At 54.1% G+C, this 25,661-nt stretch carries 25 protein-coding genes; 9 read left to right on the top strand and 16 right to left on the bottom strand.

Annotated features, from left to right (window positions below; genetic code table 11):
* Nucleotides 1-61: 61 nt before the first annotated feature.
* Nucleotides 62-976 carry a LysR family transcriptional regulator gene (locus THS27_RS06165; RefSeq protein WP_085588963.1) on the top strand — a complete coding sequence of 305 codons (915 nt, stop codon included), beginning with the start codon at nucleotides 62-64 and terminating at the stop codon, nucleotides 974-976.
* A 55-nt stretch (nucleotides 977-1,031) separates the two neighbouring features.
* Here the strand turns inward: THS27_RS06165 and THS27_RS06160 are convergent, their stop codons facing one another.
* The 12 genes from THS27_RS06160 to rpsF all read right to left on the bottom strand — a co-directional run bounded on the left by THS27_RS06160 (nucleotide 1,032) and on the right by rpsF (nucleotide 12,472).
* On the bottom strand, nucleotides 1,032-1,745 hold the full coding sequence (locus THS27_RS06160) for an SDR family NAD(P)-dependent oxidoreductase (protein WP_085588961.1): 714 nt from the start codon (nucleotides 1,743-1,745) through the stop codon (nucleotides 1,032-1,034).
* Complete coding sequence (purF, locus tag THS27_RS06155) at nucleotides 1,742-3,202, bottom strand: amidophosphoribosyltransferase (RefSeq protein WP_085588959.1); 1,461 nt, start codon at nucleotides 3,200-3,202, stop codon at nucleotides 1,742-1,744. The genes THS27_RS06160 and purF overlap by 4 nt, the downstream gene beginning before the upstream one ends.
* Nucleotides 3,203-3,430: 228 nt before the next feature.
* Nucleotides 3,431-4,117 carry a CvpA family protein gene (locus THS27_RS06150; RefSeq protein ID WP_085588957.1) on the bottom strand — a complete coding sequence of 229 codons (687 nt, stop codon included), beginning with the start codon at nucleotides 4,115-4,117 and terminating at the stop codon, nucleotides 3,431-3,433.
* Nucleotides 4,118-4,229: 112 nt separating this feature from the next.
* On the bottom strand, nucleotides 4,230-5,642 hold the full coding sequence (gene radA / locus THS27_RS06145) for a DNA repair protein RadA (RefSeq protein ID WP_085588955.1): 1,413 nt from the start codon (nucleotides 5,640-5,642) through the stop codon (nucleotides 4,230-4,232).
* Between the two features lie 92 nt (nucleotides 5,643-5,734).
* Nucleotides 5,735-6,511, bottom strand: a complete 777-nt coding sequence (locus THS27_RS06140; protein ID WP_085588953.1) for an ABC transporter ATP-binding protein — start codon at nucleotides 6,509-6,511, stop codon at nucleotides 5,735-5,737.
* Between the two features lie 17 nt (nucleotides 6,512-6,528).
* Complete coding sequence (locus THS27_RS06135; RefSeq protein WP_085588952.1) at nucleotides 6,529-7,302, bottom strand: ABC transporter permease; 774 nt, start codon at nucleotides 7,300-7,302, stop codon at nucleotides 6,529-6,531.
* Between the two features lie 60 nt (nucleotides 7,303-7,362).
* On the bottom strand, nucleotides 7,363-8,484 hold the full coding sequence (gene alr / locus THS27_RS06130; protein ID WP_085588950.1) for an alanine racemase: 1,122 nt from the start codon (nucleotides 8,482-8,484) through the stop codon (nucleotides 7,363-7,365).
* Between the two features lie 29 nt (nucleotides 8,485-8,513).
* The gene (locus tag THS27_RS06125) at nucleotides 8,514-10,055 is read right to left on the bottom strand and encodes a replicative DNA helicase (protein WP_085588948.1); all 1,542 of its coding nucleotides are present in this window, start codon (nucleotides 10,053-10,055) and stop codon (nucleotides 8,514-8,516) included.
* A gap of 209 nt (nucleotides 10,056-10,264) precedes the next feature.
* On the bottom strand, nucleotides 10,265-10,855 hold the full coding sequence (rplI, locus tag THS27_RS06120; RefSeq protein ID WP_085588946.1) for a 50S ribosomal protein L9: 591 nt from the start codon (nucleotides 10,853-10,855) through the stop codon (nucleotides 10,265-10,267).
* Nucleotides 10,855-11,796, bottom strand: coding sequence for a DUF2232 domain-containing protein (locus THS27_RS06115; RefSeq protein ID WP_085588944.1), 942 nt, complete (start codon nucleotides 11,794-11,796; stop codon nucleotides 10,855-10,857). The genes rplI and THS27_RS06115 overlap by 1 nt, the downstream gene beginning before the upstream one ends.
* A 50-nt stretch (nucleotides 11,797-11,846) precedes the next feature.
* Nucleotides 11,847-12,080, bottom strand: a complete 234-nt coding sequence (rpsR, locus tag THS27_RS06110) for a 30S ribosomal protein S18 (RefSeq protein ID WP_085583988.1) — start codon at nucleotides 12,078-12,080, stop codon at nucleotides 11,847-11,849.
* A 23-nt stretch (nucleotides 12,081-12,103) separates the two neighbouring features.
* Nucleotides 12,104-12,472: a 30S ribosomal protein S6 gene (gene rpsF / locus THS27_RS06105; RefSeq protein WP_085588942.1), complete on the bottom strand. Its 369-nt coding sequence runs from the start codon at nucleotides 12,470-12,472 to the stop codon at nucleotides 12,104-12,106.
* 447 nt (nucleotides 12,473-12,919) lie between these two features.
* Here rpsF and THS27_RS06100 point away from each other — a divergent pair, with 447 nt between their 5' ends.
* The 6 genes from THS27_RS06100 to mltG all read left to right on the top strand — a co-directional run bounded on the left by THS27_RS06100 (nucleotide 12,920) and on the right by mltG (nucleotide 19,462).
* On the top strand, nucleotides 12,920-14,713 hold the full coding sequence (locus THS27_RS06100) for a chloride channel protein (protein ID WP_085588941.1): 1,794 nt from the start codon (nucleotides 12,920-12,922) through the stop codon (nucleotides 14,711-14,713).
* A 274-nt stretch (nucleotides 14,714-14,987) separates the two neighbouring features.
* A complete protein-coding gene (gene fabD, locus THS27_RS06095; RefSeq protein WP_085588939.1) occupies nucleotides 14,988-15,929 on the top strand; it encodes an ACP S-malonyltransferase in 942 nt (313 codons plus the stop codon).
* Nucleotides 15,930-15,968: 39 nt separating this feature from the next.
* Complete coding sequence (gene fabG / locus THS27_RS06090; protein WP_085588938.1) at nucleotides 15,969-16,709, top strand: 3-oxoacyl-[acyl-carrier-protein] reductase; 741 nt, start codon at nucleotides 15,969-15,971, stop codon at nucleotides 16,707-16,709.
* Between the two features lie 166 nt (nucleotides 16,710-16,875).
* Entirely contained in the window at nucleotides 16,876-17,112 is a 237-nt protein-coding gene (locus THS27_RS06085) for an acyl carrier protein (protein WP_073956513.1), read from the top strand.
* Nucleotides 17,113-17,198: 86 nt separating this feature from the next.
* Nucleotides 17,199-18,458 carry a beta-ketoacyl-ACP synthase II gene (fabF, locus tag THS27_RS06080; RefSeq protein ID WP_085588936.1) on the top strand — a complete coding sequence of 420 codons (1,260 nt, stop codon included), beginning with the start codon at nucleotides 17,199-17,201 and terminating at the stop codon, nucleotides 18,456-18,458.
* A gap of 89 nt (nucleotides 18,459-18,547) precedes the next feature.
* Nucleotides 18,548-19,462 (top strand): endolytic transglycosylase MltG, encoded by a 915-nt coding sequence (gene mltG / locus THS27_RS06075; RefSeq protein WP_246832865.1) that lies wholly within the window; start codon nucleotides 18,548-18,550, stop codon nucleotides 19,460-19,462.
* Nucleotides 19,463-19,731: 269 nt separating this feature from the next.
* Here the strand turns inward: mltG and THS27_RS06070 are convergent, their stop codons facing one another.
* On the bottom strand, nucleotides 19,732-20,523 hold the full coding sequence (locus THS27_RS06070) for an SDR family oxidoreductase (RefSeq protein ID WP_085588932.1): 792 nt from the start codon (nucleotides 20,521-20,523) through the stop codon (nucleotides 19,732-19,734).
* A gap of 193 nt (nucleotides 20,524-20,716) precedes the next feature.
* Here THS27_RS06070 and THS27_RS06065 point away from each other — a divergent pair, with 193 nt between their 5' ends.
* The gene (locus THS27_RS06065) at nucleotides 20,717-21,598 is read left to right on the top strand and encodes a YicC/YloC family endoribonuclease (RefSeq protein ID WP_085588930.1); all 882 of its coding nucleotides are present in this window, start codon (nucleotides 20,717-20,719) and stop codon (nucleotides 21,596-21,598) included.
* Between the two features lie 24 nt (nucleotides 21,599-21,622).
* Complete coding sequence (gene gmk, locus THS27_RS06060) at nucleotides 21,623-22,255, top strand: guanylate kinase (protein ID WP_085588928.1); 633 nt, start codon at nucleotides 21,623-21,625, stop codon at nucleotides 22,253-22,255.
* A gap of 172 nt (nucleotides 22,256-22,427) precedes the next feature.
* Here gmk and rsmA read toward each other — a convergent pair whose 3' ends face one another.
* From rsmA to THS27_RS06045, 3 genes are read right to left on the bottom strand one after another with little or no spacing between them, the layout of a single operon-like run.
* Nucleotides 22,428-23,300 carry a 16S rRNA (adenine(1518)-N(6)/adenine(1519)-N(6))-dimethyltransferase RsmA gene (gene rsmA / locus THS27_RS06055; protein WP_139835493.1) on the bottom strand — a complete coding sequence of 291 codons (873 nt, stop codon included), beginning with the start codon at nucleotides 23,298-23,300 and terminating at the stop codon, nucleotides 22,428-22,430.
* Nucleotides 23,293-24,357 (bottom strand): 4-hydroxythreonine-4-phosphate dehydrogenase PdxA, encoded by a 1,065-nt coding sequence (gene pdxA, locus THS27_RS06050; RefSeq protein WP_085588926.1) that lies wholly within the window; start codon nucleotides 24,355-24,357, stop codon nucleotides 23,293-23,295. The genes rsmA and pdxA overlap by 8 nt, the downstream gene beginning before the upstream one ends.
* A 32-nt stretch (nucleotides 24,358-24,389) precedes the next feature.
* On the bottom strand, nucleotides 24,390-25,631 hold the full coding sequence (locus THS27_RS06045; RefSeq protein ID WP_085588924.1) for a peptidylprolyl isomerase: 1,242 nt from the start codon (nucleotides 25,629-25,631) through the stop codon (nucleotides 24,390-24,392).
* Nucleotides 25,632-25,661 lie beyond the last annotated feature (30 nt).

Raw genomic sequence — 25,661 nt, 5'->3', positions numbered from 1 at the left:
GACAGCAACTGAATTTTCAACTATTGGGAAAATAGGAAAATTATTTGTGAGTTGAATTCACATGTCGCGACTTGATACCAACCGATCCGGTGAAATGGAAGTTTTCATCCGGGTGGTGGAAAGGGATGGTTTTTCCGCAGCCGCCCGGGATTTTAATATGACGCCATCGGCGATCAGTAAACTGGTTGGCCGGCTGGAAGACAGGTTAAGGGTGCGGCTGTTTAACCGTTCAACCCGGAAATTGCAGCTTACGCCGGAAGGGCAGCGGTTTTATCAACGTGCTGTATCCGTCATTGCCGATCTTGATGATGCCGAACAGGAGGCCGCCGTTGCCTTATGTCCGCGTGGGCATTTGCGAATTAGCATTAATATGCCGGTTGGACTGCATCGATTGTTGCCGCTGGTGCCGGCATTTCGTCGGGCTTATCCGCAAATTACCCTGGATGTTACGGTTAGCGAGAAGATGGTAGATTTGTATGAAGAGCGGGCTGACATTGCCATTCGCAGCGGTCCACTACAATCCTCGGGCCTTATTGCCCGTAAGCTGGGTGTATGCCGAATGGCGATTGCGGCCTCGCCGGATTATCTGGCCCGATATGGAACGCCACAAACGGTGGCAGACCTGCGGGATCATGTCCTGATCGGATACAATTTTGTTCGGGCGAAAGCTGAATGGCCGTTCAAGGTAGATGGTGAAATTGTAACGGTTCTGCCAGGCGGGACGATTGATGTTGGTGATGCCGAAAGTGCCCGTCATTTGGCAATTGCGGGGGGCGGTATTGTTCGCCTTGGCAAGTTTCATATTGAACAGGATGTCAAAGCGGGCCGGTTGATCGAAATTCTGGACGCTTATTACCCCGGAAATGGTAGGGGCGGCGTGGAAATCAATGCCGTATATATTGGTGGTGGGGGACATTTACCCGCGCGTGTGCGGGCCTTTCTGGATTTCTGTGGCGAAAACCTGCATCTGAAATGAAAAAGCCGGACCTCACAATCGGGGTCCGGCCTTGATGTTTTAAGGTGCGGCGTTGTCAGCTTGCGGTGACGATTTCACCGTGTTTGGCACAGTCTTCTGCAGCCAGATCCACGAAAACATCCATGATGCTTTCGGGGGTGCGCAGTGTTTCCGGGTCTTCACCGGGAAAAGCCGCAGCGCGCATAGTGGTGCGGATGGGGCCGGGGTTAACCAGGTTGACCTTTACGGTGCTGTCATCCATTTCCTGGGCATAGGACAGAACCATTGCTTCAAGGGCGGCCTTGGTGGCAGCATAAAGGCCCCAATAGGCGCGGCCCTTGGCCGATACACCCGATGTGACGAAAATGGCGCGTCCGGCATCAGCCAGGCGCAGTAATTTATCGACACTGCGGATCAGGCGGAAATTGGCCGTAACATTAACCGCAAGGGTATTTTCAAACATTTGCGTGTCAATATGGCCGACCGGGGCCAGTTCACCCAAAACGGCGGCATTACCAACGACGATATCAAGTTTGCCGAACCGTTCATAAATCGACGCGCCCATGGCATCGATTTTTTCATACATGGTTAAATCCAGCGGCAACAAAACGGCCTTGCCGCCTTCGGCCCGGATTTCATCGTCAAGTTCTTCAAGGGCACCAACATTGCGACCAAGGGCGATGACTTCGGCCCCTTCGGCGGCAAACCGTTTGGCAATCGCACGGCCAATGCCGTGCGATGCCCCGGTTACCAGTGCAACTTTGCCCTCAAGGCGTTTTTGCACACTCATGCGGACTGCCTTTCGACCAACTGCGATAATTTCCGATCCTTGTTTTCAGCCTGGTGGTCAACCAGACGGATGGGATAGTCGCCGGTAAAGCAGGCATCACAAAATGCCGGGCTTTCGGCATCGCGGCCGGGCAGGCCGGTGGCACGATACAAACCATCGATGCTGACAAAGGCCAGACTGTCGACGCCAATCATTTTCGCCATTGTTTCAATGTCGTAATTGGCAGCCATCAGCTTTTCTTTTGACGGGGTATCAACACCGTAAAAACACGGGTTTGCCGTGGGCGGGCTGGTGATGCGCATATGCACTTCGGCAGCACCTGCCTGGCGAACCAGTTCGACGATTTTGGTCGATGTGGTGCCACGTACAATTGAATCATCAACCAGAATAACGCGTTTGCCCTTTAGCTTGCCGGGGTTGGCGTTATGTTTCAGCTTTACGCCAAGGTGGCGGATCTGATCGGTCGGCTCAATAAAGGTCCGGCCCACATAATGGTTGCGGATAATGCCCAGTTCAAACGGAATACCGGATTCTTCGGCATAGCCCAGTGCCGGTGGCACGCCCGAGTCGGGAATGGGCACAACCACATCGGCCTCGACCGAACTTTCGCGTGCCAGTTCGCGGCCAATATTTTTACGTACGTCATACACGCTGGAACCTTCGACAATGCTGTCGGGGCGGGCGAAATAGACATGTTCAAAAATACAAAAGCGCGATTTGACCGGCTTGAACGGTTTGGTCGAGCGAATACCGGAATCGGTGATTTCAACAATTTCGCCCGGTTCAACATCACGAATGAACTCGGCCCCGACAATATCAAGACCAACTGTTTCAGACGAAAAGATGTACGAGTCGTTGAGTTTTCCCAGCACCAGTGGACGTACGCCTAGCGGGTCACGCACGCCGATCAGTTTTTTCTGGGTCATGACGACCAGGCTATATGCGCCTTCAACCTGACGCAGGGCATCAACCAGGCGATCGACGATCTTTTCATACAGGCTGGTAGCGATCAGGTGAATAAACACCTCGGTATCGGCGGTGGACTGAAAAATAGAGCCACGACGGACCAGACGGTCACGCACGGCAAGGGCGTTGGTCAGGTTGCCGTTATGGGCAATGGCCAGGCCGCCAAATTCAAAATCGGCAAATAGCGGCTGAACATTGCGAAGGCCTTTGCCCCCTGCAGTGGAATAGCGCACATGGCCGACGGCCCGGTGGCCCGGCAGGCTCTGGATAACATCCTGTGATCCGAAAATGTCACCAACCTGGCCTGAAGCCCGGTGGGCGGGAAAATCAGACCCGTCGTAAGCAACGATACCCGCTGCTTCCTGCCCGCGATGCTGAAGAGCATGCAAGCCAAGGGCGGTTAAGGCTGCCGCATCGGGCGAACCAAAAACGCCAAAAACGCCACACTCTTCGCGTAGCTTGTCGTCATCGAATGGATTGGTGGTCAGCATGAGTGGGTTCCGCTCTCTCGCCGGTGGCGCCTGTTGGATGCCGCACGCGTTAACGAAATCCCGACGCCTCACTCGTTGGGGATCGCCACCAGGGGCAATCCATATCTTCGCGCGTGGGCGTTTTATAACGCTTTTGAGGTTTTGGTCCAGAACCTTTTGTGGTTCTGCGGCATCACGATGACGTTTAAAATAATTTTATATGTAGCACAGACCGGGTGTGGTCTTCCATCATTGCTGGGTAACAGCATCAATCAGACGGTTTTTCGCGTCGATTTCTTCCTGGGTATAACCTTCTATCTGCGTGGATTCCTTACGTTTTGGCGTAGGGCCTAACAATTTGCGATAGGTTTGGTCACGCGCATCGGCTTCGCGCTGGGTGCGGGCAATTTCTTCGGCGGTGTTGTCAAACAGCGCATCGGGCATGGCAGCCTTGAGCAAATAGGCACCCTCTTGCAGAACGGGGCGGGTGCGGGCGGTTTGCACCCACATCGGTTGCTGGCTTGGCGGCATTAACCACGACAGGGCGATATAGGCGATGCAAACGACCAGCCCGCCCCGAACCAGACCAAAAACAAACCCCAGTGTGCTATCCAGGCTGTCGAGGCCGGAATTTTGCACCGCTTTGGCAATGCGTCCGCTAATGAACGAAAAAATCAGAAACGCGATCAGAAACAGGCCTATACCCGTTGCAAGATCGGCGATCAGTTGCGAAGGGATCAATTCGCGGACATAGGGGCGCGCAACGGGATAGCCATAAAGGGCTGTAACACCAGCACCCACCCAGCCCAGCATTGACAGGCTTTCATGAACAAAGCCGCGAAAAAATGCGAACAGGCCGGACAGCAGCACAATGGCAACCACCACCAGATCAAAAATGTCTCTGGCCCCCAATTCGGAAAGGAAGGAAAAATCCATTCTGTGTCGGTCCTGTTATGGCTTTGCGCGGAATATACCAGCGCCGAAGAATCGGAATAGGGCTTGTTGTCGTGTAAGGCAAGCCTGATATGGGTGTATGCGGAAGCGGGAATTAATACATGCCTTCGCGGGGACGTACTTTTTCCCGCACATCCTGACCGAATAAATTTACCAAATCCTGAAGATGGCTAATTTCGATCTGTTTCAAACCCTTGATGGTCAGCTTCTTTTTGGCTGTTTGTCCCTGTTTGGGGACATAACCATTAACGAAGCCGAGTTTGGCCGCTTCTTTCAGGCGGGCCTCGGTCTGGCCGACCGGGCGAACTTCGCCCGACAGGCCAATTTCACCAACAATAACGGTTTCAGCAGGTACAGGACTGTCTGCAACTGCGGAAATAAGGGCCGCGGCAACCGCAAGGTCGGCGGCCGGCTCGCCCACACGCAGGCCACCTGCGACGTTCAGGTAAACGTCAAACTGGCTAAGGGGCAGGCCACAACGGGCATCAAGCACGGCTAAAATCATGTTCATGCGGGCAGAATCCCAGCCGACCACGGCGCGGCGCGGGGTTGCCAGGGCCGATTGTGCGACGAGAGCCTGAATTTCCACCAGCATCGGGCGGGTTCCCTCCAGCCCGGCGAAAACGGCGGTGCCGCTAACCGGGGCATCACGGTCAGCCAGAAACAGGGCAGACGGATTGGGGACTTCGACCAGCCCGGCATCGCCCATTTCAAACACGCCAATTTCGTCGGTCGCGCCAAAGCGGTTTTTTACCGCACGCAGAATGCGGAACTGGTGGCCACGTTCGCCTTCAAAATAAAGGACGGTATCGACCATATGTTCCAGCACGCGGGGACCGGCGATCTGGCCTTCTTTGGTAACGTGCCCCACCAGGATGACGGCAAATCCCTTGCGTTTGGCAAGGCGGATCAGCTCCAGCGCACAGGCGCGCACCTGGGAAACCGTTCCTGGCGCACTATCAAGGGTGTCGGCATACATCGTCTGAATAGAATCGATGACCACAACTTCGTGGTTGCTTTGATCCAGGGTGGCGATGATATCGCGCAGGCTGGTGGCGGCGGCGAAATCGACCTTTGATTTTTCCAGCCCCAGCCGTGCCGCACGCATCCGTACCTGATCAACCGCTTCCTCGCCCGAGATATAGGCGCATTTATGCCGGGCGGCGAGAACGCCAACCGCCTGTAACAAAATAGTGGATTTGCCAATGCCGGGGTCGCCGCCAACCAGCAGGGCGGACCCGGGAACCAGGCCGCCGCCACAGGCACGGTCAAGTTCGGCTATGCCGGTTATAATGCGGGGCGGGCGCGCACTTTGGCCTTCAAGGGCCACAAAATCCAGCGGTTTGCCGCGGGGGCCGGTGGTGATGCCGCCGGTGGCTTTGGGGCCGGCTTCAATGCGTTCTTCCTCGATGGTGTTCCAGGAATCACAGGCATCACAATGCCCGGTCCATTTCCGGTATTCGGCTCCGCAATTCTGGCAGATAAATCGGCTTTGGGTTTTTGCCACAAAAAGCTCCGTTGGAAAAGGACCGGGGCGGGCTGGTTTCGAGCCCGGTATCAGGACCATAAGCCTGATCATAAATCAAAGGGTTGGCCGGATTAAAGATGCTTTAAATCCAGATCAAGCGGACCTTCGGTGTTGCCCGATATGAATTGCGCCAGATAGGGGTTGTCGCTGTGTTCAACATCGGCAACCGGGCCATCCCAGATGATTTTTCCCTGATAGAGAAAAGCAATGCGGTCGGCAATTTTGCGCGCACTGGCCATATCATGGGTGATGGTCAGGGCACAGGCACCAAGTTCACGCGTACATTTGACGATCAGGTCGTTAATCACATCGCCCATGATCGGGTCAATGCCGGTGGTGGGTTCATCAAAAAACAGAATTTCGGGTCGGGTGGCGATGGCACGTGCAAGACCAACGCGCTTTTGCATGCCGCCAGAAAGTGATGCAGGCGACAAATCTGCCATTTCGGCCCCCAAACCAACATCGGCAAGGCGGGCGATGGCAATGTCATAGGCTTTTTTGCGGTCAATGCCCTGGCCTTCGATCAGGCCAAAGGCAACATTTTCCCATACCGGCAATGAGTCAAACAGGGCTGCCCCCTGAAACAGCATGCCGGTTTTTGCCAGCATGGCGTCCTGGGCTTTCCGGTCCGCGCCAACCATTTCAACGCCGTCAATTTTGATCGACCCGCTATCGGGGGTAAGCAACCCCAATACACATTTCAGGGTTACCGATTTACCGGTGCCCGATCCGCCAATGATGGCAACCGATTCCCCGGCTGCCACATCAAGATTAATACCTTGCAGGACTTTTTTGGCACCAAACCCTTTGTGAAGGTCGGTCAGACTGATTTTCGGGCTGTTTGACATAAATTTGCGGCCCTGAATTAGCGAACAAAAAACAGTTCGGTCACGATGTAATTGGCAATCAGGATCAGGATGGAACTGGAAACCACGGCATTGGTCGTTGCCTGGCCAACGCCTTGGGCACCGCCGCGCGAATAATAACCCTGATAGCAGCCCATCAATGTGATGATGAAACCAAACGCTGCTGCCTTGACCAGCCCTGAAACCACATCAAGTGTTTCAAGATACTGAAAGGTGTTCTGGATATAGGAACCGGAATTGAACGACAGTTTGTTCACGCCGACCATATAACCGCCCATCACCCCGATGATGTCGCCAACAAAAACCAGTATTGGCAAGGTGACCAGGCCCGCGATAACCCGCGGAACCACCAGATATTTGAACGGATTGGTTGAAAGGGTTACCAGTGCGTCGATTTGTTCGGTGACACGCATGGTACCAATTTCGGCGGCAATGGCGGCACCTACACGTCCCGCCACCATCAACCCGGCCAGAACCGGGCCCAGTTCGCGGGTCATGGAAATGACAACCACCGTGGCAACCGCACTTTCGGCTGAAAACCGCGAAAACCCCGAATAACTTTGCAGGGCCAGAACCATGCCGGCAAACAGCGTGGTCATGGCGACAACCGGCAGCGAAAAATAGCCGATTTCGCACATTTGCTTAAAGATCAGCCGGAAATAGAAACGCGGCGTCACACAATGCAAAAGTGTTTTGGCGGCAAAAACCGTAACCCGGCCGACAACAGCCAGAAATGCAAGAAATATCCGGCCTACCGGCGCTAAGATCGGCATCTGGGGCGTTATTCCCTTGTTTTGGCAATGTCTGTCTTGGGCAAAATCGCCACAAACAGATCAGCCTTCGGTGTAAACCCGCTGATAACGATGACCAAGCGAGGTCAGGATTTCATAGCCAATAGTACCGGACATCGTGCCGATATCATCAACTGTGCAGTCTTTGCCAAGCAGGGTTACATCGTCGCCAGCTTTCAGCTTTCCTTCAGGCAGGTCCGTAACATCAATGCCAAAGGCATCCATTGAAACACGACCAACCATTGGCGTCTGAATGCCGCCGATTTTCAGTTTCCCGGCGTTGGAAAGGTGGCGCAACCAGCCATCGGCATAACCTGCGGCAATGGTTGCAATTCTGGAGGGCCGTTCAGCCCGCCAGGACGCACCGTATCCGACCGACTCTCCGGTGTCAATCTGACGCAATTGCAAGACCTTGGCTGTTAACGTGACCACAGATCGCATCGGGTTGGCTTTTTCCGGCGTCGGGTTGCCACCCCACAGGGCATAACCCGGGCGGCAAAATTCCAGGTGGTAGTCCTTATGGCGGAAAATGGCCGATGAATTGCAAAATCCGCGCGGTGCGGGCGGTAAACGCCGATACCATTTCATGAACAGATTATATTGTTCGCGGGTGATCGGGTTTTCGGCTTCGTCGGCGGCGACCGGGTGGGTCATATAGCCAGCCTTTTCAAAGCCATACAGCAATTGCGAATGCCGTTCGATTAATTCCTGCATATCACGCGGCGACAGGCCGGTGCGGTTCATGCCGGTGTCAAGGTGAATGAAAGCCGGTGCCGGGCGTTCATATTCGCGGCACAAATTGGACCAGCGTTCAATCTGGCCCAGGTCATTAAGAACCGGGATAACGTCGTTTTCGATGAAAAATTCTTCATCGCCGGGCATCAGTCCGTTAAAAACGGCAATGCGCCCGCCGCCCCGCAAAAGCGGAAAAAGATCGGCGGCTTCATTGGCATGGGCGACGAAAAACAGGCGGCAGCCCTGTTTTTTCAAAACCGGTACAATCGCCTTGGCACCCAGCCCGTACGCGTCTGCCTTTACAACGGCACCCATGGTACGGCCGGTATAGGTTTTTTGCAGACGCTGATAGTTTTCAGCAATTGCTCTCAGGTTAATTTCCAGCTGTGCGCAATCGGCTGCACGGCCAGGGGCGGGTAGGACGCTCATTGGCTAAACCCCGTTATATGCATAGTGGGTTATTCGTCGAATTCTTCGGCGACATGATCAAGATCGCCAAATTTGGTAAAGTTGCCGTCGAAAAACAGCCGGACGTTGCCAACCGGGCCATGTCGCTGCTTGGCCACAATGACTTCGGCGGTGTTGTAAACCTGGTTTAGGCGTTCCTGCCATTGGGAATAACGCTCGCCGAATTTATCTGTTGATTCTTCGGGCTTTTGTGCAGGTTCAGCCCGTTCCAGATAATATTGTTCGCGGTAAATAAACATCACCACGTCGGCGTCCTGCTCGATCGAGCCGGATTCACGCAAATCCGACAATTGCGGGCGTTTGTCGTCGCGCTGTTCAACCGCACGTGAAAGCTGGGACAGGGCCAGAACCGGGCAGCCCAGTTCCTTGGCAATTGCTTTGAGCGAGCGGGTAATTTCCGAGACTTCCTGCACACGTCCGTCGCCGCGAAAGTTGGTTGGCGGGGCCAGAAGCTGAAGGTAATCGACGACAATCATGGCAAGGCCGTGCTGGCGTTTTAGCCTGCGGCAACGGGTGCGCAAGGTTGACACCGGCAGGGCCGGTGTATCGTCGATATACAGCGGAACCGTATTTAATTCGCGCGACGCAATGACCAGACGTTCAAAATCGTCCTCGTTCAAATCACCACGGCGCATGTTATCGCCCGAAACCTCGGCAGCCTGCGACAAAAGACGCCCGGCAAGCTGTTCGGCCGCCATTTCAAGCGAGAAAACGGCAATGGCACCGGTGCGCAATTCGTCAAACTGGTCTTCGCCGCTGGCACGGGTTTTGTGCGAAGAAATGGCGGCGTTAAACGCCACGTTCATGGCCAGGGCTGTTTTACCCATTGACGGGCGCCCGGCCAAAATCAAAAGGTCGGAAGGGTGCAGGCCGCCCAGTTTGCGGTCGATATCGCGAAGGCCGGTGGTAACACCAACAACCTTGCCCGCATTTTTATAGGCATGTTCAACGTTTTCAACCGCACGCGTCAGGGCCGGGCCAAAGGCGACAAAACCCGATTCCGCTGCCCCGGCAGTCGCCAGGGAAAACAGGCGTTGTTCGGCATTTTCAATCTGGTTGGCCGCGTCGGCGTCCAGTTCGTATTGATAGGCTTCGTTGACAACAGATTCGCCAATTTCGATTAATTCGCGGCGCAAATACAGGTCGTAAACCAGCTTTCCATAGTCACCCGCATTAATGACCGAAACCATGTTATTGGATAATTCGGCCAGATATTGCGCGCCACCAATTTCGGCCAGATGTTCATCCTGGCGAAAAAAGGCTGAAAGGGTAACCGGGTTGGCCAACTGGCCGCGTTCGATCAGTTTGCCGCAGGCTTCGTAAATGCGGCCGTGGCGGGCATCGGCAAAATGTTCGGGGCGTAAAATATCCGAAACGCGCTCATAGGCAGCGTTGTTGTTCAGGATCGCACCCAAAAGCGCGGCCTCCGCCTCAAAGTTGTGAGGCGGCATACGCTCAAGCGGAAGATGGTGGTTAGCACCGTCGTCTGCATCCATGGGCGCAAACAGGGCATCAAGCTGGGGATCATTCATGATGGCGGAGCCTACCAGTCATCCTGTTGAGCTGAAAGTGGAAAACCAACGTGGTCATAGCGGGTATACCGTAACCGCAATGGTCAGGATACATGGTGTTTTTTCACAGGGCGGAATATTTTCCGTTCAAACAGGTGTTTGGGTAAAAAGAAAACGGCGTACCCGCGAAGGATACGCCGTTTTTTGAAAAAACGTCAGGCAACACCAGATCAGGCGTTGGCTTCTGCTGCTTCTTCTTCGCCTTCAGCTTCCAGTTCTTCTTCGGATGCTTCTTCGGCAAGTGCTTCTTCTTCTTCCATCTCGTCGATGGTGCCAAGAACAGCCGCACCTTTACGAAGCTGCTCGGCGGCATCTTCTTCGGTACGGGCGACGTTGGCGGTAACCGTGATCAGGACTTCCGGGTGCAGCGCGACGACAACGTCATGCAGACCCAGGGACTTGATCGGGGCTTCCAGGCGAACCTGACCACGCGAAATGGTGCAACCTGCATCGGTAACAGCAGCGGCGATGTCGCGTGCGGTAACCGAGCCATACAGATGCCCGACGTCAGATGCCTGGCGAACCAGGGTCACTGCCAGATCGCCAAGGCTTTCAGCGACTTTCTGGGCTTCCGAACGGCGTTCCAGATTGTCAGCTTCGAGCTGTGCTTTCTGTGCTTCGAAAACAGCAAGATTTGCCTTGTTTGCACGCAGGGCCATACCCTGGGGCAGCAGGCGGTTGCGGGCGTGGCCCGGCTTTACGGTGACAACGTCACCCATCTGGCCGAGTTTTTCTACCCGCTGGAGCAGAATAACTTCCATCACCGATCCTCCTCATTGCTACGGGTCATCGGTTGGTTCCCCCGCAGCCTGATTAAATGCTCAACAATTCCAAGTCCGCAGATCGCGATGAACGACCAGCTGGACAGAACCGTGACGATATAAAACACCGTCAATATCATACGCTTTTGCGGCCATCGGGCTGCCTGCCCGTGTACCAGCGCCAATCCCTGAAACAGGAACGGCACTGCCAGTACAACCGCGACGTTGCGCGCTATATAGGCCAGGTTGCCATCGCTAAACGCGATGGATGCCCCGGCCAGGGCAAACGCAAAAAGTGACCAACCGGGCAAAGCCAGCGACGCCAGCGATGGCGTCGGGCGCAGGTTTTTGCCTGCGCGCACCAGAATTGCCTGTGCAATCATGACATTGACCAGCACCATCAGGTACCAGGACAATGCCGCAATCGCCGGGAAATATGTCTGGAACATCACAATGATCTGTTGAACATCCGGCGTTAGCGGAACACCCATTTCAGAATACATTGTCGAGAGGAAGTGAGCGATCACTCCCTGAATATCCAGACCATCCGCCGCGACAGTTGCAAGGATGACAATCATCATCACGGCAACGGCCAGGGCCATGGCGGCTAAAATGATACCGGGCTGAATAAACGCCGGTTTCCCGGAGTCGTCAGCCCGCATTATCAGCGCCACGCGGGTCAACATCGTCGCTGGTCCGGCGATCACGACCAGAAAGACCGTGAACGGCAATGGGCCACCCAAAAGAAGCAGGGCCGCACATGCCGCAATTGCCGCAACCAGCAGGCTTTTGGGTCCGCGCCACAATCCGATAACGAAAAGTGGCAGGTGCCCGAAATAGGAAAGCAGCAGCGCTAGCGGATTTCCGGTCAATACCAGCAAAAACAAGAGCGCACTGCCCAGTCCTGCACCGATTGACGATAGGGTATCACGCGAAGACATCAGCTACTCCGTTGGCCGAGACCGCAAAACAAAGTCTCTTGCCGACTGCCTCAGACCTGGTCTGAGTAGGGCAGCAGCGCCAGGAAACGAGCGCGTTTGATGGCTTTTGAAAGCTCACGCTGTTTCTTGGCCGAAACGGCCGTGATACGGCTCGGAACGATCTTGCCGCGTTCGGAAACGAAACGCTGCAACAGTTTGACATCTTTATAGTCGATCTTCGGCGCATCCGCACCCGAGAACGGGCAGGTTTTGCGGCGACGGAAAAACAGACGACGTCCAGCCATGGTATATCCTCCTCGTTAATCGATTACTGGCGCGGGCCGCTGCGGCGCGGGCCACGGCTGCCACGTTCTTCGCGGTTACGCAGAATGGCTGACTGTTCTTCTTCGAACTCGTCAACTTTTACGGTCATCTGACGCAGCACGTCTTCATTGAAGCGCATCTGACGTTCATATTCCGCAATCGCGTCCTTGTCGGCTTCGATCTGAAAGAGGGTATAATGACCCTTGCGGTTTTTCTTGACCCGGTAGGTCAGGGAACGCAGGCCCCAGTATTCGGTCTTGGCAACAGTTGCGCCGAGGCCTACGAGGGTTTCGTTCAGTTTTTCGTTCAGGGCTTCGACCTGTGCAGTCGAGAAGTCCTGACGTGCAATATACACGCTTTCGTACTTGCTCATAATTCTCCTAATCACCCCTTGTGGCTTGTCTCTTCCTGAACGACCTCATGTCGAGCAGGCATAGCCGGGCATTCCCGGCAAGGAGCCGTGAGCCGGGCAATATACACTTTTCGCCATCAGGTGCAACGGCAAATACCGGCTTGTTCAAACGATTCGACCTGCCCGTTTTTGCAATGCTGGTTTGCACAATTCTTCAACGGTACGCCAGGCGGGAAATTTTGTCATAAAAGCGTTGCACTTTTCTAAGAGCCGCTATGCAAAGCCCGATATTCCCTTGATTTGCAAAGGGTGTGCAGGTAGTTCTTAATGCCATTCGTCGAACCGGTCGACCTCTCTTCATTGCACATTTTCCCGGCCACCCCCCACTGACAACAAAAATAGCGGGGCTGGGGATTTATGTTATCGGGCGCTAGACCGGGCTATACTCAGAATGTACATGGTTTGGTGATGGTTGAATCCCAGGTTGAAGGCGCGTCTCCCCGGCGCGCGACACTGCTTACTTTATGTTTCTTTTCCCTAGTCGTCGGTATCATTACCGGTTATGGCGCAGTCGCGTTTCGCGCCTTGGTCGCGATTATTCATAATCTGGCGTTTTATGGCACTTTTACGCTGGAATATGATGCCAATATGCTGACCGAGCCGTCGTCATGGGGGCCTCTTATTATTCTTGTTCCCGTTCTTGGCGGGATGCTGGTTGTTTTTCTGGTTAATAATTTCGCACCCGAAGCCAAAGGTCACGGTGTGCCGGAAGTGATGAATGCCATCTATTTTAATCAGGGTCGTATTCGGCCGCTGGTGGCAGTGATCAAGTCCGTTGCATCGGCCCTGTCAATTGGTACCGGGGCCGCAGTTGGCCGTGAAGGACCAATCATTCAGATCGGCTCGTCGCTGGGTTCCAGTATTGCGCAGCTTCGCAACCTTCCGACCGGACAGCGTATTACGTTGCTGGCGGCCGGGGCCGGGGCTGGTATTGCGGCAACGTTTAACACCCCGCTGGGGGCTGTGTTGTTCGCGATTGAACTGATGATGCCTGAAGTGTCGACGCGCACGTTTTTGCCGGTGGTCATTGCGACGGGTGCTGCAACCTATATCGGGCGTATTTCCTTTGGTCTGGCACCGGCATTTGAAGTGCCGCTGGCCGCCATCCCACAGGTTTCAGCAATCGATATTGAAGCCCTTATCATTTATGTCGTGCTGGGTGTTCTGAGCGGCGTTGCAGCCTGGATGCTGATCCGTTCGATGCTGATCACGGACAAGTTTTTCAAAAAGATGCCCGGTAATGATTATACCCGCCATGCGGTCGGTATGCTGTCGGTCGGCATTTTGATGTATGTCCTGTTCCTGACGGCAGGCAATTATTATGTTGATGGCGTTGGTTACGGCACCATTCAGGCCATCCTGCGTGGCGGGATGACATCGTTGCCGTTGCTGGTGATCCTGTTTTTTGCCAAAATGTATGCAACGTCGGTCAGTATCGGTTCCGGCGCATCGGGGGGCGTATTTTCGCCGTCACTGTTTGTCGGGGCGACCATGGGCGGCGCTGTTGGTGTTATTGGCACCATGATTTTCCCCAATGCAGGCATTAATCCGGCTGAATTTGCGCTTGTTGGTATGGGCGGCGTGGTTGCGGCCGGTACCGGCGCGGCGATGACCGCGATCATCATGATTTTTGAAATGACCCGCGATTATAACATTGTCGTGCCACTGGTGGTGGCCGTGGCAATTGCGCTGGGTGTACGTCGCATGTTGATCAGCGAAACCATCTATACATCGAAACTGGTGTTGCGCGGGTTGCACATTCCCAAGGAACGCCACAGCAATATGTTCATGGTTCATCCGGCCCACGAGGTAATGGACCGTGTCCCGATTTTCCTTGATGCCGCAATGCGGGTTAGCGAAGCGGTTGAAAAAATTGGTGCAAAGCCGAAAGTTGCATCGATTGTGGTGGTTGCCGGTGACCGGATTGTCGGGGTTGTTCCCGATGTGGACCACCTCTATGCCGTTGCCAATGAAAAGGCGAATGCAACATTAAGTGACCTGGTTGACGAGGATTTTGTGGTTGTTGTTGATAAAACCACATTGTTTGATGTGATCAAGCGTATGCATCGCCGTAATGCACGGGCCGCCGTGGTTGTGCAGCCTTGTCGCGGTTTGCCGCGTCAGTCCGATGTGCGCGGCGTCATTACCAAATCGCATATTTCGGACAGTGTTGTTTCAAGCATGCAGAACTATCTTGAATAGGCACGGGTTGGGGCCGCAGGACCGTTTTGGTACTTGATTGGCTGAAACCCTGGAAAGATAAGAAGGCAGTGGGTAAATCATGATACCTGCTGCCTTTTTTCTTGCAATCGTGTAATTCTACGCCACCTTTGAGGGCAAAGCAGGTTTTTTCCTGACCAGCGCGGTGGTGTCCGGTCTTGACAGGACGGGCGGGCGCGTTATCAAGGGGGCCTTTATAAAAGCCGGGTCGGGCTGCCCGAACGGCATAAACGCAGACAAGGGTGCTATATCAATAATGACACGCGCATTTGTATTTCCCGGTCAGGGATCGCAGGCCGTTGGTATGGGCAAGGAACTGGCCGAGGCCTTTCCGTTGGCTCGTGAAGTGTTTCAGGAAGTCGATGATGCGCTTTCACAAAAGCTCAGCACATTGATGTTTGAAGGCCCGGAAGGCGATTTGACGCTGACGGAAAATGCGCAGCCTGCCCTGATGGCCGTAAGCCTGGCTGTTACCCGTGTTCTGGAAAATCAGGGCGGTTTTACCCTGACGGATAAGTGTGACCTGGTTGCCGGTCATTCACTGGGCGAATATTCGGCCCTGGCGGCGGCAGGCACATTTAGTATTTCCGATGCGGCACGTTTGCTTAAAATTCGCGGGCAGGCCATGCAGGCCGCTGTGCCGGTGGGTGTTGGTGCCATGGCGGCCCTTTTGGGCCTGGATTACGCCGATGCAGCCGCCGTTGCCGAATTGGCAGCACAGGGTGATGTTTGCACCGCTGCCAATGACAATGCCAATGGTCAGGTCGTTGTATCGGGCCATAAGGCCGCAGTGGAACGCGCCATTGAAATTGCCAAGGAAAAAGGTGCCAAGCGCGCGTTGTTGTTGCCGGTATCTGCCCCGTTCCATTGTGCCCTGATGCAACCTGCGGCGGACCGCATGGCCGAAGCCCTGGGCGATGTTACAATGAATGTGCCGCGTGTGCCGCTGGTTGCCAATGTAACGGCGCAAAAGGTTCAGGATGCCGATGCGATCCGTGATTTGCTTGTCAAACAGGTTTGCGGCACAGTGCGCTGGCGCGAATCAGTTCTTTATATGAAAGAACAGGGTATCGACACGCTGGTTGAAATTGGTGCGGGAAAAGTTCTGAGCGGAATGGTGCGCCGTATTGACCGCGATATGACAGGGACCGCAATTAATGGTCCGGCCGATATTGAAGCCTTTCTGGGCGCGTTGTAACGCTGCACCGGTTTAAATTGCGACAGGGAAGAAACATATATGTTTGATCTGACAGGTAAAACAGCACTGGTTACGGGTGCAACCGGCGGCATTGGCGGTGAAATTGCCAGGGTTCTGGCGCAGGCCGGGGCAAAGGTTGCACTTTCGGGCACCCGTGCTGAACGGCTTGAAGCTGTTGCTGCCGAAATTGGCGAAAATGCTGTGGTTGTTCCGGGTAATCTTTCGGATGCAGCATCGGTTGACGGTTTGATCAAGCAGGCGGAAGAAGCCCTTGGCGGGCAGCTTGATATTCTGGTTAATAATGCCGGTATCACGCGTGACCAGCTTGCAATGCGCCTGAAGGATGAAGACTGGCAGGCCGTGCTTGATGTGAACCTGACAGCAGCATTCAAACTGGCACGTAATTCCTTGCGTGGCATGATGAAGCGTCGTTTTGGCCGTATTATTAATATTACCTCGATCGTTGGTGTAACGGGGAATCCGGGGCAAACCAACTATGCGGCAGCCAAAGCAGGTATGATTGGCTGGTCCAAATCACTGGCGCAGGAAGTTGCTGTGCGAGGTATTACTGTAAACTGTGTTGCCCCTGGTTTTATCACCACGGCAATGACCGACGAGCTTGGCGATACGCAGAAAGAAAAGCTGTTAGGCGCTATTCCTGCCGGTCGTATGGGGGAAAGTGCAGAAATCGCAGCAGCGGTTTTGTACCTTGCCAGTAGCGAGGCTGGATATGTCACAGGTCAGACCTTGCATGTAAATGGCGGAATGGCGATGATTTAACCCGTTGCGGGTTGCTTGCTTTTCTGTTTAAAAGAGGCCGCTATACCAAATCACCGGAACCGGCAATTGCGGTCGCCGGTTTCACGGTCCCCGTTCGTACCTTGAAAGGGCGGATTTCGGGACAAGATAAACTAACTGACAAAGAACCTATTGAAGGATTTAAGCTATGAGTGATGTCGCAGATCGCGTGAAGAAGATCGTTGTCGAACACCTCGGTGTTGAAGAAGACAAGGTCACGGAAAACGCCAGCTTCATCGACGATCTGGGCGCCGACAGCCTGGACACCGTCGAGCTGGTTATGGCGTTTGAAGAAGAATTCGGCGTTGAAATTCCTGACGATGCCGCTGAAAAAATTCTGACCGTCAAAGACGCGATTGACTTCATCGAAAAGGCAAACGGCTAATTTTGCTGTTTGACGCGGGCGCCAGAGGCATCCTCGGGCGCCCTTTTCGTCTTTGCAATTTTCATAAAATAAAGGCGTAAAGCGGGATGAGACGCGTAGTTGTAACCGGTATTGGCGCAGTCACGCCTGTCGCAAACGGTGCCCAGGCCACATGGCAGGGGCTGCTGGACGGAAAATCAGGTATCAGAACCATCGATAATTTTGATGTTACTGATATCCCCGCAAAGATTGCGGGTATGGTTCCGCGTGGAACGGGCGCTGGCCTGTTTAATGCCGAAGACCATGTTTCTGTCAAAGACATGAAAAAGATGGACGAGTTTATCATCTTTGGTATCGCTGCTGCTGATCAGGCGCTGGCTGATTCCGGCTGGGTTCCGGAAACGGAAGAAGACCAGGAAGCGACCGGGGTGATGATTGGTTCGGGGATTGGCGGGTTGCCGCGTATTGCCGAATCTGCACAGCTGATTGCCGATGGCAAAATTCGCCGTGTCAGTCCTTTCTTTATTCCTTCCTGCCTGATCAACCTGGTTTCTGGCCAGGTTTCAATCAAGCACGGGCTTAAAGGCCCGAACCATGCTGTTGTTACCGCATGTTCGACCGGCGCGCACGCCATTGGTGATGCATCGCGCATGATCATGCTGGGTGATGCCGATGTTATGGTCGCTGGCGGTGCCGAAGCTGCTGTTTGCCGTTTGGGCATGGCCGGTTTTGCCGCTGCCCGTGCGCTGTCGACCGGTTATAACGATACACCGACCGAAGCATCCCGCCCGTGGGATCAGGGCCGTGACGGCTTTGTTATGGGTGAAGGTGCCGGCTGTGTCGTGCTGGAAGAATATGAACATGCCAAGGCACGCGGCGCACGCATTTATGCGGAAGTTGTCGGTTATGGCATGTCGGGTGATGCCTATCACATTACGGCTCCGGCTTCGGATGGTAATGGTGGTTTCCGCTCGATGCGCAATGCCTTGCGCAATGCCGGTGTCACGCCCGAGCAGGTTGATTATGTCAACGCGCACGGGACATCGACGCCGCTGGGTGACGAAATTGAACTGGGCGCGGTTAAACGCCTGTTTGGGGACGCCATCAACAATGTGTCGATGTCGTCGACCAAATCGGCAACCGGGCACCTGTTAGGGGCTGCCGGCGCGATTGAAGCTGTGTTCTCGGTTCTGGCGATCCACGAAAGTGTGGTGCCGCCGACCCTGAACTTGCACAATCCGTCCGAGGCTTGCCTTGGTATTGATCTGGTGCCGCTGGAAGCCAAACAGCGCAAGGTCAATTACGCATTGTCGAATTCGTTCGGCTTCGGGGGCACCAACGCATCGCTGGTGTTCAAATCGGTCTAACAAGTCAGTAGGGGAACGCATTGCGGCGTTTTCTGCTCTTACTTGGTACTTTATGCATCACCGCTGCGTTCGTTTTTGGGGGCGCGGCGGTGTATGTGTATGTTGCCTATACATCACCCAGCCGCCTTGCACAGGGGATTGACCTTGTTATTCCGCAAGGGACCGGCGTGCGCCAGATCGGGACTATTCTGACCCGGCAAAAAATTGTGGCTGATCCGCTTATTTTTCTGGCGGGTGTGCGGGCGTCGCAGCTGGATCATTCCTTGCAGGCTGGCGAATATCATTTCCCCGCCCGGGTTAGTCCGCGGCAGGCTGCCGAAATTCTGGCATCCGGGGAAACCGTTAAACGGTTTGTGACCATTCCCGAAGGTTTACGCAGCGTCGAGATTGTAAAGCGGCTGGCACGTGTTGACGGCCTGGTTGGCACCATTGACACCGTGCCTGATGACGGCACCCTTTTGCCCGAAACCTATCAGTTTTCCTATGGGGACAGTAAACAGGGTATTCTTGACCGGATGACCCAGGCACAAACTGACCTTGTTGAAAAACTTTGGCCCAAACGTGCCGCCGATTTACCGTTTGATACCCGGTTGCAGGCATTAACCCTGGCGTCCATTGTAGAGCGTGAAACCGGTGTTGCTGCGGAGCGCGCCCGCGTTGCTGGGGTTTTTGTTAACCGCCTGCGTCAAAATATGCGATTGCAGTCGGACCCGACAGTGGCCTACGCGGTAAGCCCTGACTTGCCACTTGACCGGGCCTTAAGCCGTGCTGACCTTAAGTTTGAAAGCCCGTATAACACATACGTTGTAACCGGGCTTCCGCCTGCACCGATTACGAATCCCGGTCGCGAAGCCATTTATGCTGTGCTGCATCCTGCGGCAACCGACGAAGTTTATTTTGTTGCCGATGGCACCGGCGGGCATGCTTTTGCCAGGACGCTGGATGAACATAACCGCAATGTTGCGCGCTGGCGTAAATTGCGCGCCGATAATAACGATAATTAGGCGTTATGCGCGGTTACAAGCGACCAGTTATGTGTCGCAAGGGTAATTTACCGGTTTGGGATTATCCGGTTTTTTGCCCAGTGGCGGATGCCCGCCTGGGCCGTGCCAAATTCCGGTGCCGGTGCTTACGGTCTTTCTTTGTTAAACTAACGCGAGACGGTGCCGGGTGGGCGGCAGCGCGGCTCTGTGGTCCGCTTTCCATGCCAGTTTGGGCGACCAGGTCTCACCCCAAACGCATCTGCTTATCAGGCGTTTGGGGGGTAATATGTTTATTTGGCTTGCGAATTTTGCCGACGGGCAGGTTTATTGGGTAGCCGGGCAACGACGCGGTCAAATATGGCGGATGGCAAATGTTTTAACATGCTGGTTAGCATGTTCATTTGCCAGGGAAAGGCAATCGTCGCTTTGTTACGGGTGAGGCCACGATCAATGATCCTGGCGGCTTTTGATGCTTTCATCAAAAATGGCATGCGAAAATTATTGGCATCGGTGATCCGGCTTTTTACAAAGCCGGGGCAGATAACATTTACCCGTATTCTGTCGCGTACAAGGCTGCCTCGCAGGGCCTCGCCGTAAATGCGAACAGCAGCCTTGCTGGCGCAGTAAGCCGGCGCTGTGGGCAGGCCGCGCCATGATGCCTGCGACGACATGATGGCAATTTGACCACGTTGTTGTTGTTTCATAACGGCGACAGCCGGATCAATGGTATTTAATACACCGTCAACATTTGTCGCCATGATATGGCGGACCTGATCTGGCGTTTCGCCGTCATCGCCGCTTCCCGCGGAAATACCGGCATTTGCGATGACCAGGCTTAAGGGCATGATGCTGTGGCATTTGCTAACATAATCGGCCATCATGTTCTTGTCGGTGACATCCAGAATATCGGCAAAAACATTGGCGCCGGCGTCCCGGCAGTCATTTTCAACCAGCTTCAGGCGCGCCTGGTTGCGTCCGCTAATGAACAGCGTAACACCGGCGCAGGCATAATATCGTGCCAAAGCTGCACCAATACCCGAACTGGCACCAGTGATTAGAATTGCGTTATATTGCAAAGACATACGTGGACGTATTCCATTTTGTTTGGATGGCTTTATCAGGCTTTTTTACCTTGCCGCGACCATGACGGATGATTGGGGCATCAATATGGATGACCTTTATATTCGCAATTTTGAAAATACCGCGAGTATTCCTTGGCGGGATCGCCGGGCGACGTTATAAAACCTCACATATTATAACAGGATGGACAGCAACATGACCGTTTCAAGCATGACCGGGTTTGGCCGCGCCGAAGGGGCGGGTAATGGATTTGGCTGGGTCTGGGAACTTCGCAGTGTGAATGGTAAGGGGCTTGACGTGCGGGCGCGCCTTAACGGGGCAGAACGCCTTGAAGCCCCGGTACGCGACGCTGTTTCCAAAACCTTCAAGCGCGGCAATATCGGCATTACCTTAACCGTGACGCGGCCGGGTGAAGAATCCAGTTATCGTATCAATCGTGAATTGCTGGCTGATCTGATCGGGTTGGCAGAAGAATTTCACGGGATCAGTCAGCTTGATGTTGGCAGTATTGCCGATTTGTTGAATGTGCGCGGGGTTTTGGAAACTGTTGAACATACTGAAGATGATGCGGCACGTGAGGCCCGCGAAAACAGTATGATGGCGACCTTGAGTAACGCGATTGCCCAATTGGCAGAAAATCGTGATGCGGAAGGTGTCAAGCTGCATGAAATGATGGTTGGCCATATTGACCGGATCGAACAGACGGTTGCGCAGGCAGAAAACTGTGCCGGTGCCCGTGCGGAAGCTATTCGGGCCAGGTTACAGCGCCAGATTGGTGATTTGATGGATGCCGGTCAATTTGATGCCGACCGTTTGCATCAGGAAGCAGCCTTGCTGGCGACCAAAGTTGACGTGCGTGAAGAAATCGACCGTTTGAAAGCTCATATCGCAGCAGCACGCAGCATGATTGCCAAGGGTGGCGCGATTGGCCGTAAGCTGGATTTCCTGTGTCAGGAATTCAACCGCGAGGCCAATACATTGTGTTCTAAAGCGAATGACATAGACCTGACCAGTTGCGGCATGGACTTGAAAGTGATCATCGATCAGCTGCGCGAACAGGTTCAAAATGTTGAATAACTGCGTGTTATAAAGGACGGACCCATGATTGATTCTCATAAACGTCGTGGTGTAATGCTGGTGTTTTGTGCGCCTTCCGGGGCGGGAAAAACAACTATCACGCGGCAATTGCTGGCAACGGATAACCAGATTTCGCTGTCTGTTTCGGCCACGACACGCGACGCCCGGCCGGGTGAAGAAGAAGCCATTCACTATTTTTTCAAATCGGTGGACGGTTTTAAACACATGATCGCCGATGACGAACTGCTCGAATGGGCCGAGGTTTTTGGCAATTATTACGGCACCCCGCGCCAGCCTGTTGAACAGGCATTGTCCGAAGGGCGCGATGTGTTGTTTGATATTGATTGGCAGGGCGCACGCCAGCTACGCGAAAAAGGCGGCGATGATGTGGTTTCAATTTTTGTGTTGCCGCCATCTTCAGCTGAACTTGAACGCCGTTTGCGTGATCGCGGGCAGGATGCCGATGATGTGATTATGAAACGCATGGCCAAGGCAGGGGCTGAAATTAGCCACTGGGAGGAGTTCGACTATGTTTTGGTCAATGATGACCTGGAACAGTGTTTGGCCTCTGTGCAGCATATTATCGGGGCGGAGCGCGTGAAGCGTGAGCGCCAGATGGAATTAAATGCGTTTGTAAAAAAACTGCTGACCGATTGATTGGAAATCCCCGACGATCAAAGGGGATTTGTGGGGATCAAACCAGTTCTCTATAAGGTTTATATGGAGAACTGGTTCGCACAACGGGTTATGTAATTTTCGTAGCAGCGGAGCCAATGTTGAAGAACCTCGCCAACCAGGAAATTCAGGGGTGGGCCGGGACTGGCAGGGTTTATCTTGCGTCGTAAAGCTGTGTCAGGCGTACAAATGCGTTAACATCAAGCTCTTCAGCCCGTGATGTTTCGGCAATGCCTGCTTTTTCCAGCAATTCCAGTACATTGACATTCAGGCTTTTTAAACTGGCACGCAACATTTTGCGGCGTTGACCAAAGGCTGCCTGTGTCACCTTTGCCAGGCTTTGCAGGCTGATTTCGGTACCACGGTCAGCTTTGGGAACAAGCTGAACGACAGCCGATGTTACCTTTGGCGGCGGGGTAAATGCGCTGCGATGGACATCAAACAGAATATCGCAATCACATAGATACTGGCACAGCACAGATAACCGGCCATAGGCCTTGGTTTTTGGTTTTGCCACGACCCGTTCAGCAACCTCTTTTTGAAACATCAATGTCAAACTGGCGAAATCGTCGATTTTCTCCAGCCAGCCGATCAATAATAACGTTCCGATATTATAAGGAAGATTGGCAACGATTTTGCGCGGGGCTGCACCCAAAGTTGTTACATCGACCTCAAGGGCATCACCGTCTATGACGTGAAGGCAGCCGGGATAATGTGCGCTTATTTGGGCAAGGACAGGTTGGCATCGCGGGTCGCGTTCAATCACCGTCAGATTTTTTGCACCATTAAACAGCAATGCACGGGTCAGGCCGCCGGGACCGGGGCCGATTTCGATCACGGTTGCATTATCAAGCGGGGCCGCCGCCCGGGCAATACGGCCCGTCAGGTTCAGGTCAAACAGAAAGTTCTGACCAAATTTCTTTTTTGCCGAAAGGTCGTGCTGCGCAATGACCTCGCGAAGGGGCGGCAGGCCATCATTGGCCATTTTGCCAGTTTCATTTTCGGCGGAGGGGGATGCTTCACTCATGTGATGGAGTTTCTTCCGGTGAAAGTCGGTTATAGGCCATTTGACCCGCCATTTTCAGGGCGGCAAGCAAGCTATCCACGCGTGCAACACCTTGGCCGGCAATGTTTAAGGCAGTGCCATGGTCCGGTGATGTGCGAATGAAGGGCAAGCCCAGCGTTACATTAACGCCACCGTGAAAATCCAGTGTTTTGACCGGAATCAAAGCCTGGTCATGATAGGGGCATAAGGCAACATCATAAGCTGCGCGGGCTTCTTCGTGAAACATGGTGTCAGCGGGCAACGGGCCTGTAACGTCGTAGCCTTCGGCCTTTAACCGGGCAATGGCGGGGGCAATAATGGTCTGTTCCTCGCTTCCCATGGTGCCATCTTCGCCCGCGTGGGGGTTTAGGCCGGCAATGGCAAGGCGGGGGCGAAGCAGGCCAAAATCGCGGGTCAGGGCTGCGGCTGTGATTTTGCAAAGGGTAACAATTAGATCCGGTGTCAGTTCGCTTTCGACGCGTGACAGCGCAATATGGATGGTCAACGGCACCACGCGTAATTTGCTGTTTGCCAGCATCATGACGGGGGTTGTTCCCGGACCTGCAAGTTCTGCCAGAAATTCGGTATGGCCCGGATGAGGGAAACCAGCCTGATAAAGCGCACTTTTCTGGATCGGGTTGGTAACAACAGCCGAGGTAATGCCCTGTCGTGTTAATTGAACGGCAGTTTCGATACTGTTGATAACCATGGGCGCGGTTGCTGCGGCGGCGACGCCAGGAATGACTGGTGCGTCATTATCGGCAATTTCGAAAACAGGCAAAGCACGGGCAAAAACAGAACTGGCCATTGCCGCGTTCTCAACCTGGACAATGGGGACTGGCAGGCCCAGTTGCGTGGCATATTGTGCCATAATACGCGAAGGTCCGATCAGGCAAAAGGGCAGCATGTTGCTGCCCTGTTTTCTGGTGCCGGTTGCGGATGCTGTTTGTGCCAGCCAGGCTTTCAGGGCCAGTTCCGGGCCAATGCCGCCGGGGTCGCCGATGGTCATTGCCAGTGGGTGTGGCTGTTGGTTTGCCATCGGCAATCTCACATGTTGTTGGCAGCGATTGATCAGATACGAATATCGATAAAGGCTTCGCGGCGCAGTTCGCGCAATTTGCGACGGGCGGTAATTTCCAACCGGTCCATTGTCAGGCGGTTCCGAATGGTTTCACGGTCAGGAAGGGTGCTTTGTACGGTTTGACCGCACAACATGACGACCAGTGCGCCGCCATCAACCTTGATGACATTGGTGGTCTGGCCTTCCTGTATCTGGCTAACTGCGTTCGCAACGGTGGGCGACAGTTCTTGCGGTGACACACCTTTGGTGCGTCCGCTCAGGTCCGATCCCAGGTCAACCGCGATGTTGGCCATATCCTGACAGCTTTTTGCCGTTGCCCGCGCATTTTGCAAAATGCCGACTTTGGTTTTGATTTCGTCCTGACTGGCGTTTTCGGCAATCGGAATATAAAGCTGGTACAGGTCCAGCTTTATATCGCGTTCGGCATTGGCGTCACCCTGCGCACGATCCAGCAATTTCAAAATATAGAACCCGCGGATGGTTCGGATGGGGGAGCTGATTTGCCCCGGAGACATGTTGCTAAGGGCATCTTCCAGGGGTTTATCCATTTCGCCTGACGACATCCAGCCAAGGTCGCCGCCATTGGCAGCACTGGCATTGGCGGAAAACTGGCGAGCGAGCCCTTCGAAACTTGCACCATTACGCAGGGCCCCAACAATTTTGCGGGCATCGTCAAGAACCTTGTTTTCTTCCTGGGGATTATCGATGGGAAGAAAAATTTCCTGGGCCTTCGTGCGGGGCTTGTCCTGGTTGCGCTTGATGCGTTCGAGAACATCGTCAATTTCGCTTTCGGAAATTTCGATATCACGACGCATGGAACCAAGGATTTTTTGCCATGCAATTTGCGGACGAAGCTGGTCCTGAAGGGTTTCAATCGGAATGTGGCTTTGTTGCAAATACCGTTCAAGGCCACCTGGTGGCATACCGGAATTTTGCTCAACGGCGGCGGTGGCCCGCGCCATGTCATTATCAGACACGGTAAAGCCACGACGTTTGGCTTCCTGCATTTGCAGGGTTTCGTCAATGAGCTGCCGCAGAATTTGCGGGATCATTTCACGGCGCCGGTCATCCGTTAACTGGATGTTGGATGTGGCAGCCACAAGATTAAGGCGGTCAATCACGTCAACCACAGAAATTGGCTGGTCGTTAACGACCGCAGCAAGACCAATGGTTGTTGATTGGGCGCGGGCGGTGCCGCTCGACAAGGTCAACAGAACAATGCCAACAAGCATGACGCAAAGCCGAAACGGTCTGGAAATGTA

The organism is Thalassospira sp. MCCC 1A01428, assembly GCF_002115825.1.
GTDB lineage: Bacteria > Pseudomonadota > Alphaproteobacteria > Rhodospirillales > Thalassospiraceae > Thalassospira.
This window is presented reverse-complemented; position numbering and strand designations above follow the sequence as displayed.

What these genes read in the sequence shown, in the direction of transcription:
- THS27_RS06165 (WP_085588963.1), top strand. Translation starts at nt 62, where the DNA reads ATGTCGCGACTTGATACCAACCGATCCGGTGAAATGGAAGTTTTCATC.
- THS27_RS06160 (WP_085588961.1), bottom strand. Translation starts at nt 1,745, where the DNA reads ATGAGTGTGCAAAAACGCCTTGAGGGCAAAGTTGCACTGGTAACCGGG.
- purF (WP_085588959.1), bottom strand. Translation starts at nt 3,202, where the DNA reads ATGCTGACCACCAATCCATTCGATGACGACAAGCTACGCGAAGAGTGT.
- THS27_RS06150 (WP_085588957.1), bottom strand. Translation starts at nt 4,117, where the DNA reads ATGGATTTTTCCTTCCTTTCCGAATTGGGGGCCAGAGACATTTTTGAT.
- THS27_RS06140 (WP_085588953.1), bottom strand. Translation starts at nt 6,511, where the DNA reads ATGTCAAACAGCCCGAAAATCAGTCTGACCGACCTTCACAAAGGGTTT.
- THS27_RS06135 (WP_085588952.1), bottom strand. Translation starts at nt 7,302, where the DNA reads ATGCCGATCTTAGCGCCGGTAGGCCGGATATTTCTTGCATTTCTGGCT.
- alr (WP_085588950.1), bottom strand. Translation starts at nt 8,484, where the DNA reads ATGAGCGTCCTACCCGCCCCTGGCCGTGCAGCCGATTGCGCACAGCTG.
- THS27_RS06125 (WP_085588948.1), bottom strand. Translation starts at nt 10,055, where the DNA reads ATGAATGATCCCCAGCTTGATGCCCTGTTTGCGCCCATGGATGCAGAC.
- rplI (WP_085588946.1), bottom strand. Translation starts at nt 10,855, where the DNA reads ATGGAAGTTATTCTGCTCCAGCGGGTAGAAAAACTCGGCCAGATGGGT.
- THS27_RS06115 (WP_085588944.1), bottom strand. Translation starts at nt 11,796, where the DNA reads ATGTCTTCGCGTGATACCCTATCGTCAATCGGTGCAGGACTGGGCAGT.
- rpsR (WP_085583988.1), bottom strand. Translation starts at nt 12,080, where the DNA reads ATGGCTGGACGTCGTCTGTTTTTCCGTCGCCGCAAAACCTGCCCGTTC.
- rpsF (WP_085588942.1), bottom strand. Translation starts at nt 12,472, where the DNA reads ATGAGCAAGTACGAAAGCGTGTATATTGCACGTCAGGACTTCTCGACT.
- THS27_RS06100 (WP_085588941.1), top strand. Translation starts at nt 12,920, where the DNA reads ATGGTTGAATCCCAGGTTGAAGGCGCGTCTCCCCGGCGCGCGACACTG.
- fabD (WP_085588939.1), top strand. Translation starts at nt 14,988, where the DNA reads ATGACACGCGCATTTGTATTTCCCGGTCAGGGATCGCAGGCCGTTGGT.
- fabG (WP_085588938.1), top strand. Translation starts at nt 15,969, where the DNA reads ATGTTTGATCTGACAGGTAAAACAGCACTGGTTACGGGTGCAACCGGC.
- THS27_RS06085 (WP_073956513.1), top strand. Translation starts at nt 16,876, where the DNA reads ATGAGTGATGTCGCAGATCGCGTGAAGAAGATCGTTGTCGAACACCTC.
- fabF (WP_085588936.1), top strand. Translation starts at nt 17,199, where the DNA reads ATGAGACGCGTAGTTGTAACCGGTATTGGCGCAGTCACGCCTGTCGCA.
- THS27_RS06070 (WP_085588932.1), bottom strand. Translation starts at nt 20,523, where the DNA reads ATGTCTTTGCAATATAACGCAATTCTAATCACTGGTGCCAGTTCGGGT.
- THS27_RS06065 (WP_085588930.1), top strand. Translation starts at nt 20,717, where the DNA reads ATGACCGTTTCAAGCATGACCGGGTTTGGCCGCGCCGAAGGGGCGGGT.
- gmk (WP_085588928.1), top strand. Translation starts at nt 21,623, where the DNA reads ATGATTGATTCTCATAAACGTCGTGGTGTAATGCTGGTGTTTTGTGCG.
- rsmA (WP_139835493.1), bottom strand. Translation starts at nt 23,300, where the DNA reads ATGAGTGAAGCATCCCCCTCCGCCGAAAATGAAACTGGCAAAATGGCC.
- pdxA (WP_085588926.1), bottom strand. Translation starts at nt 24,357, where the DNA reads ATGGCAAACCAACAGCCACACCCACTGGCAATGACCATCGGCGACCCC.
- THS27_RS06045 (WP_085588924.1), bottom strand. Translation starts at nt 25,631, where the DNA reads ATGCTTGTTGGCATTGTTCTGTTGACCTTGTCGAGCGGCACCGCCCGC.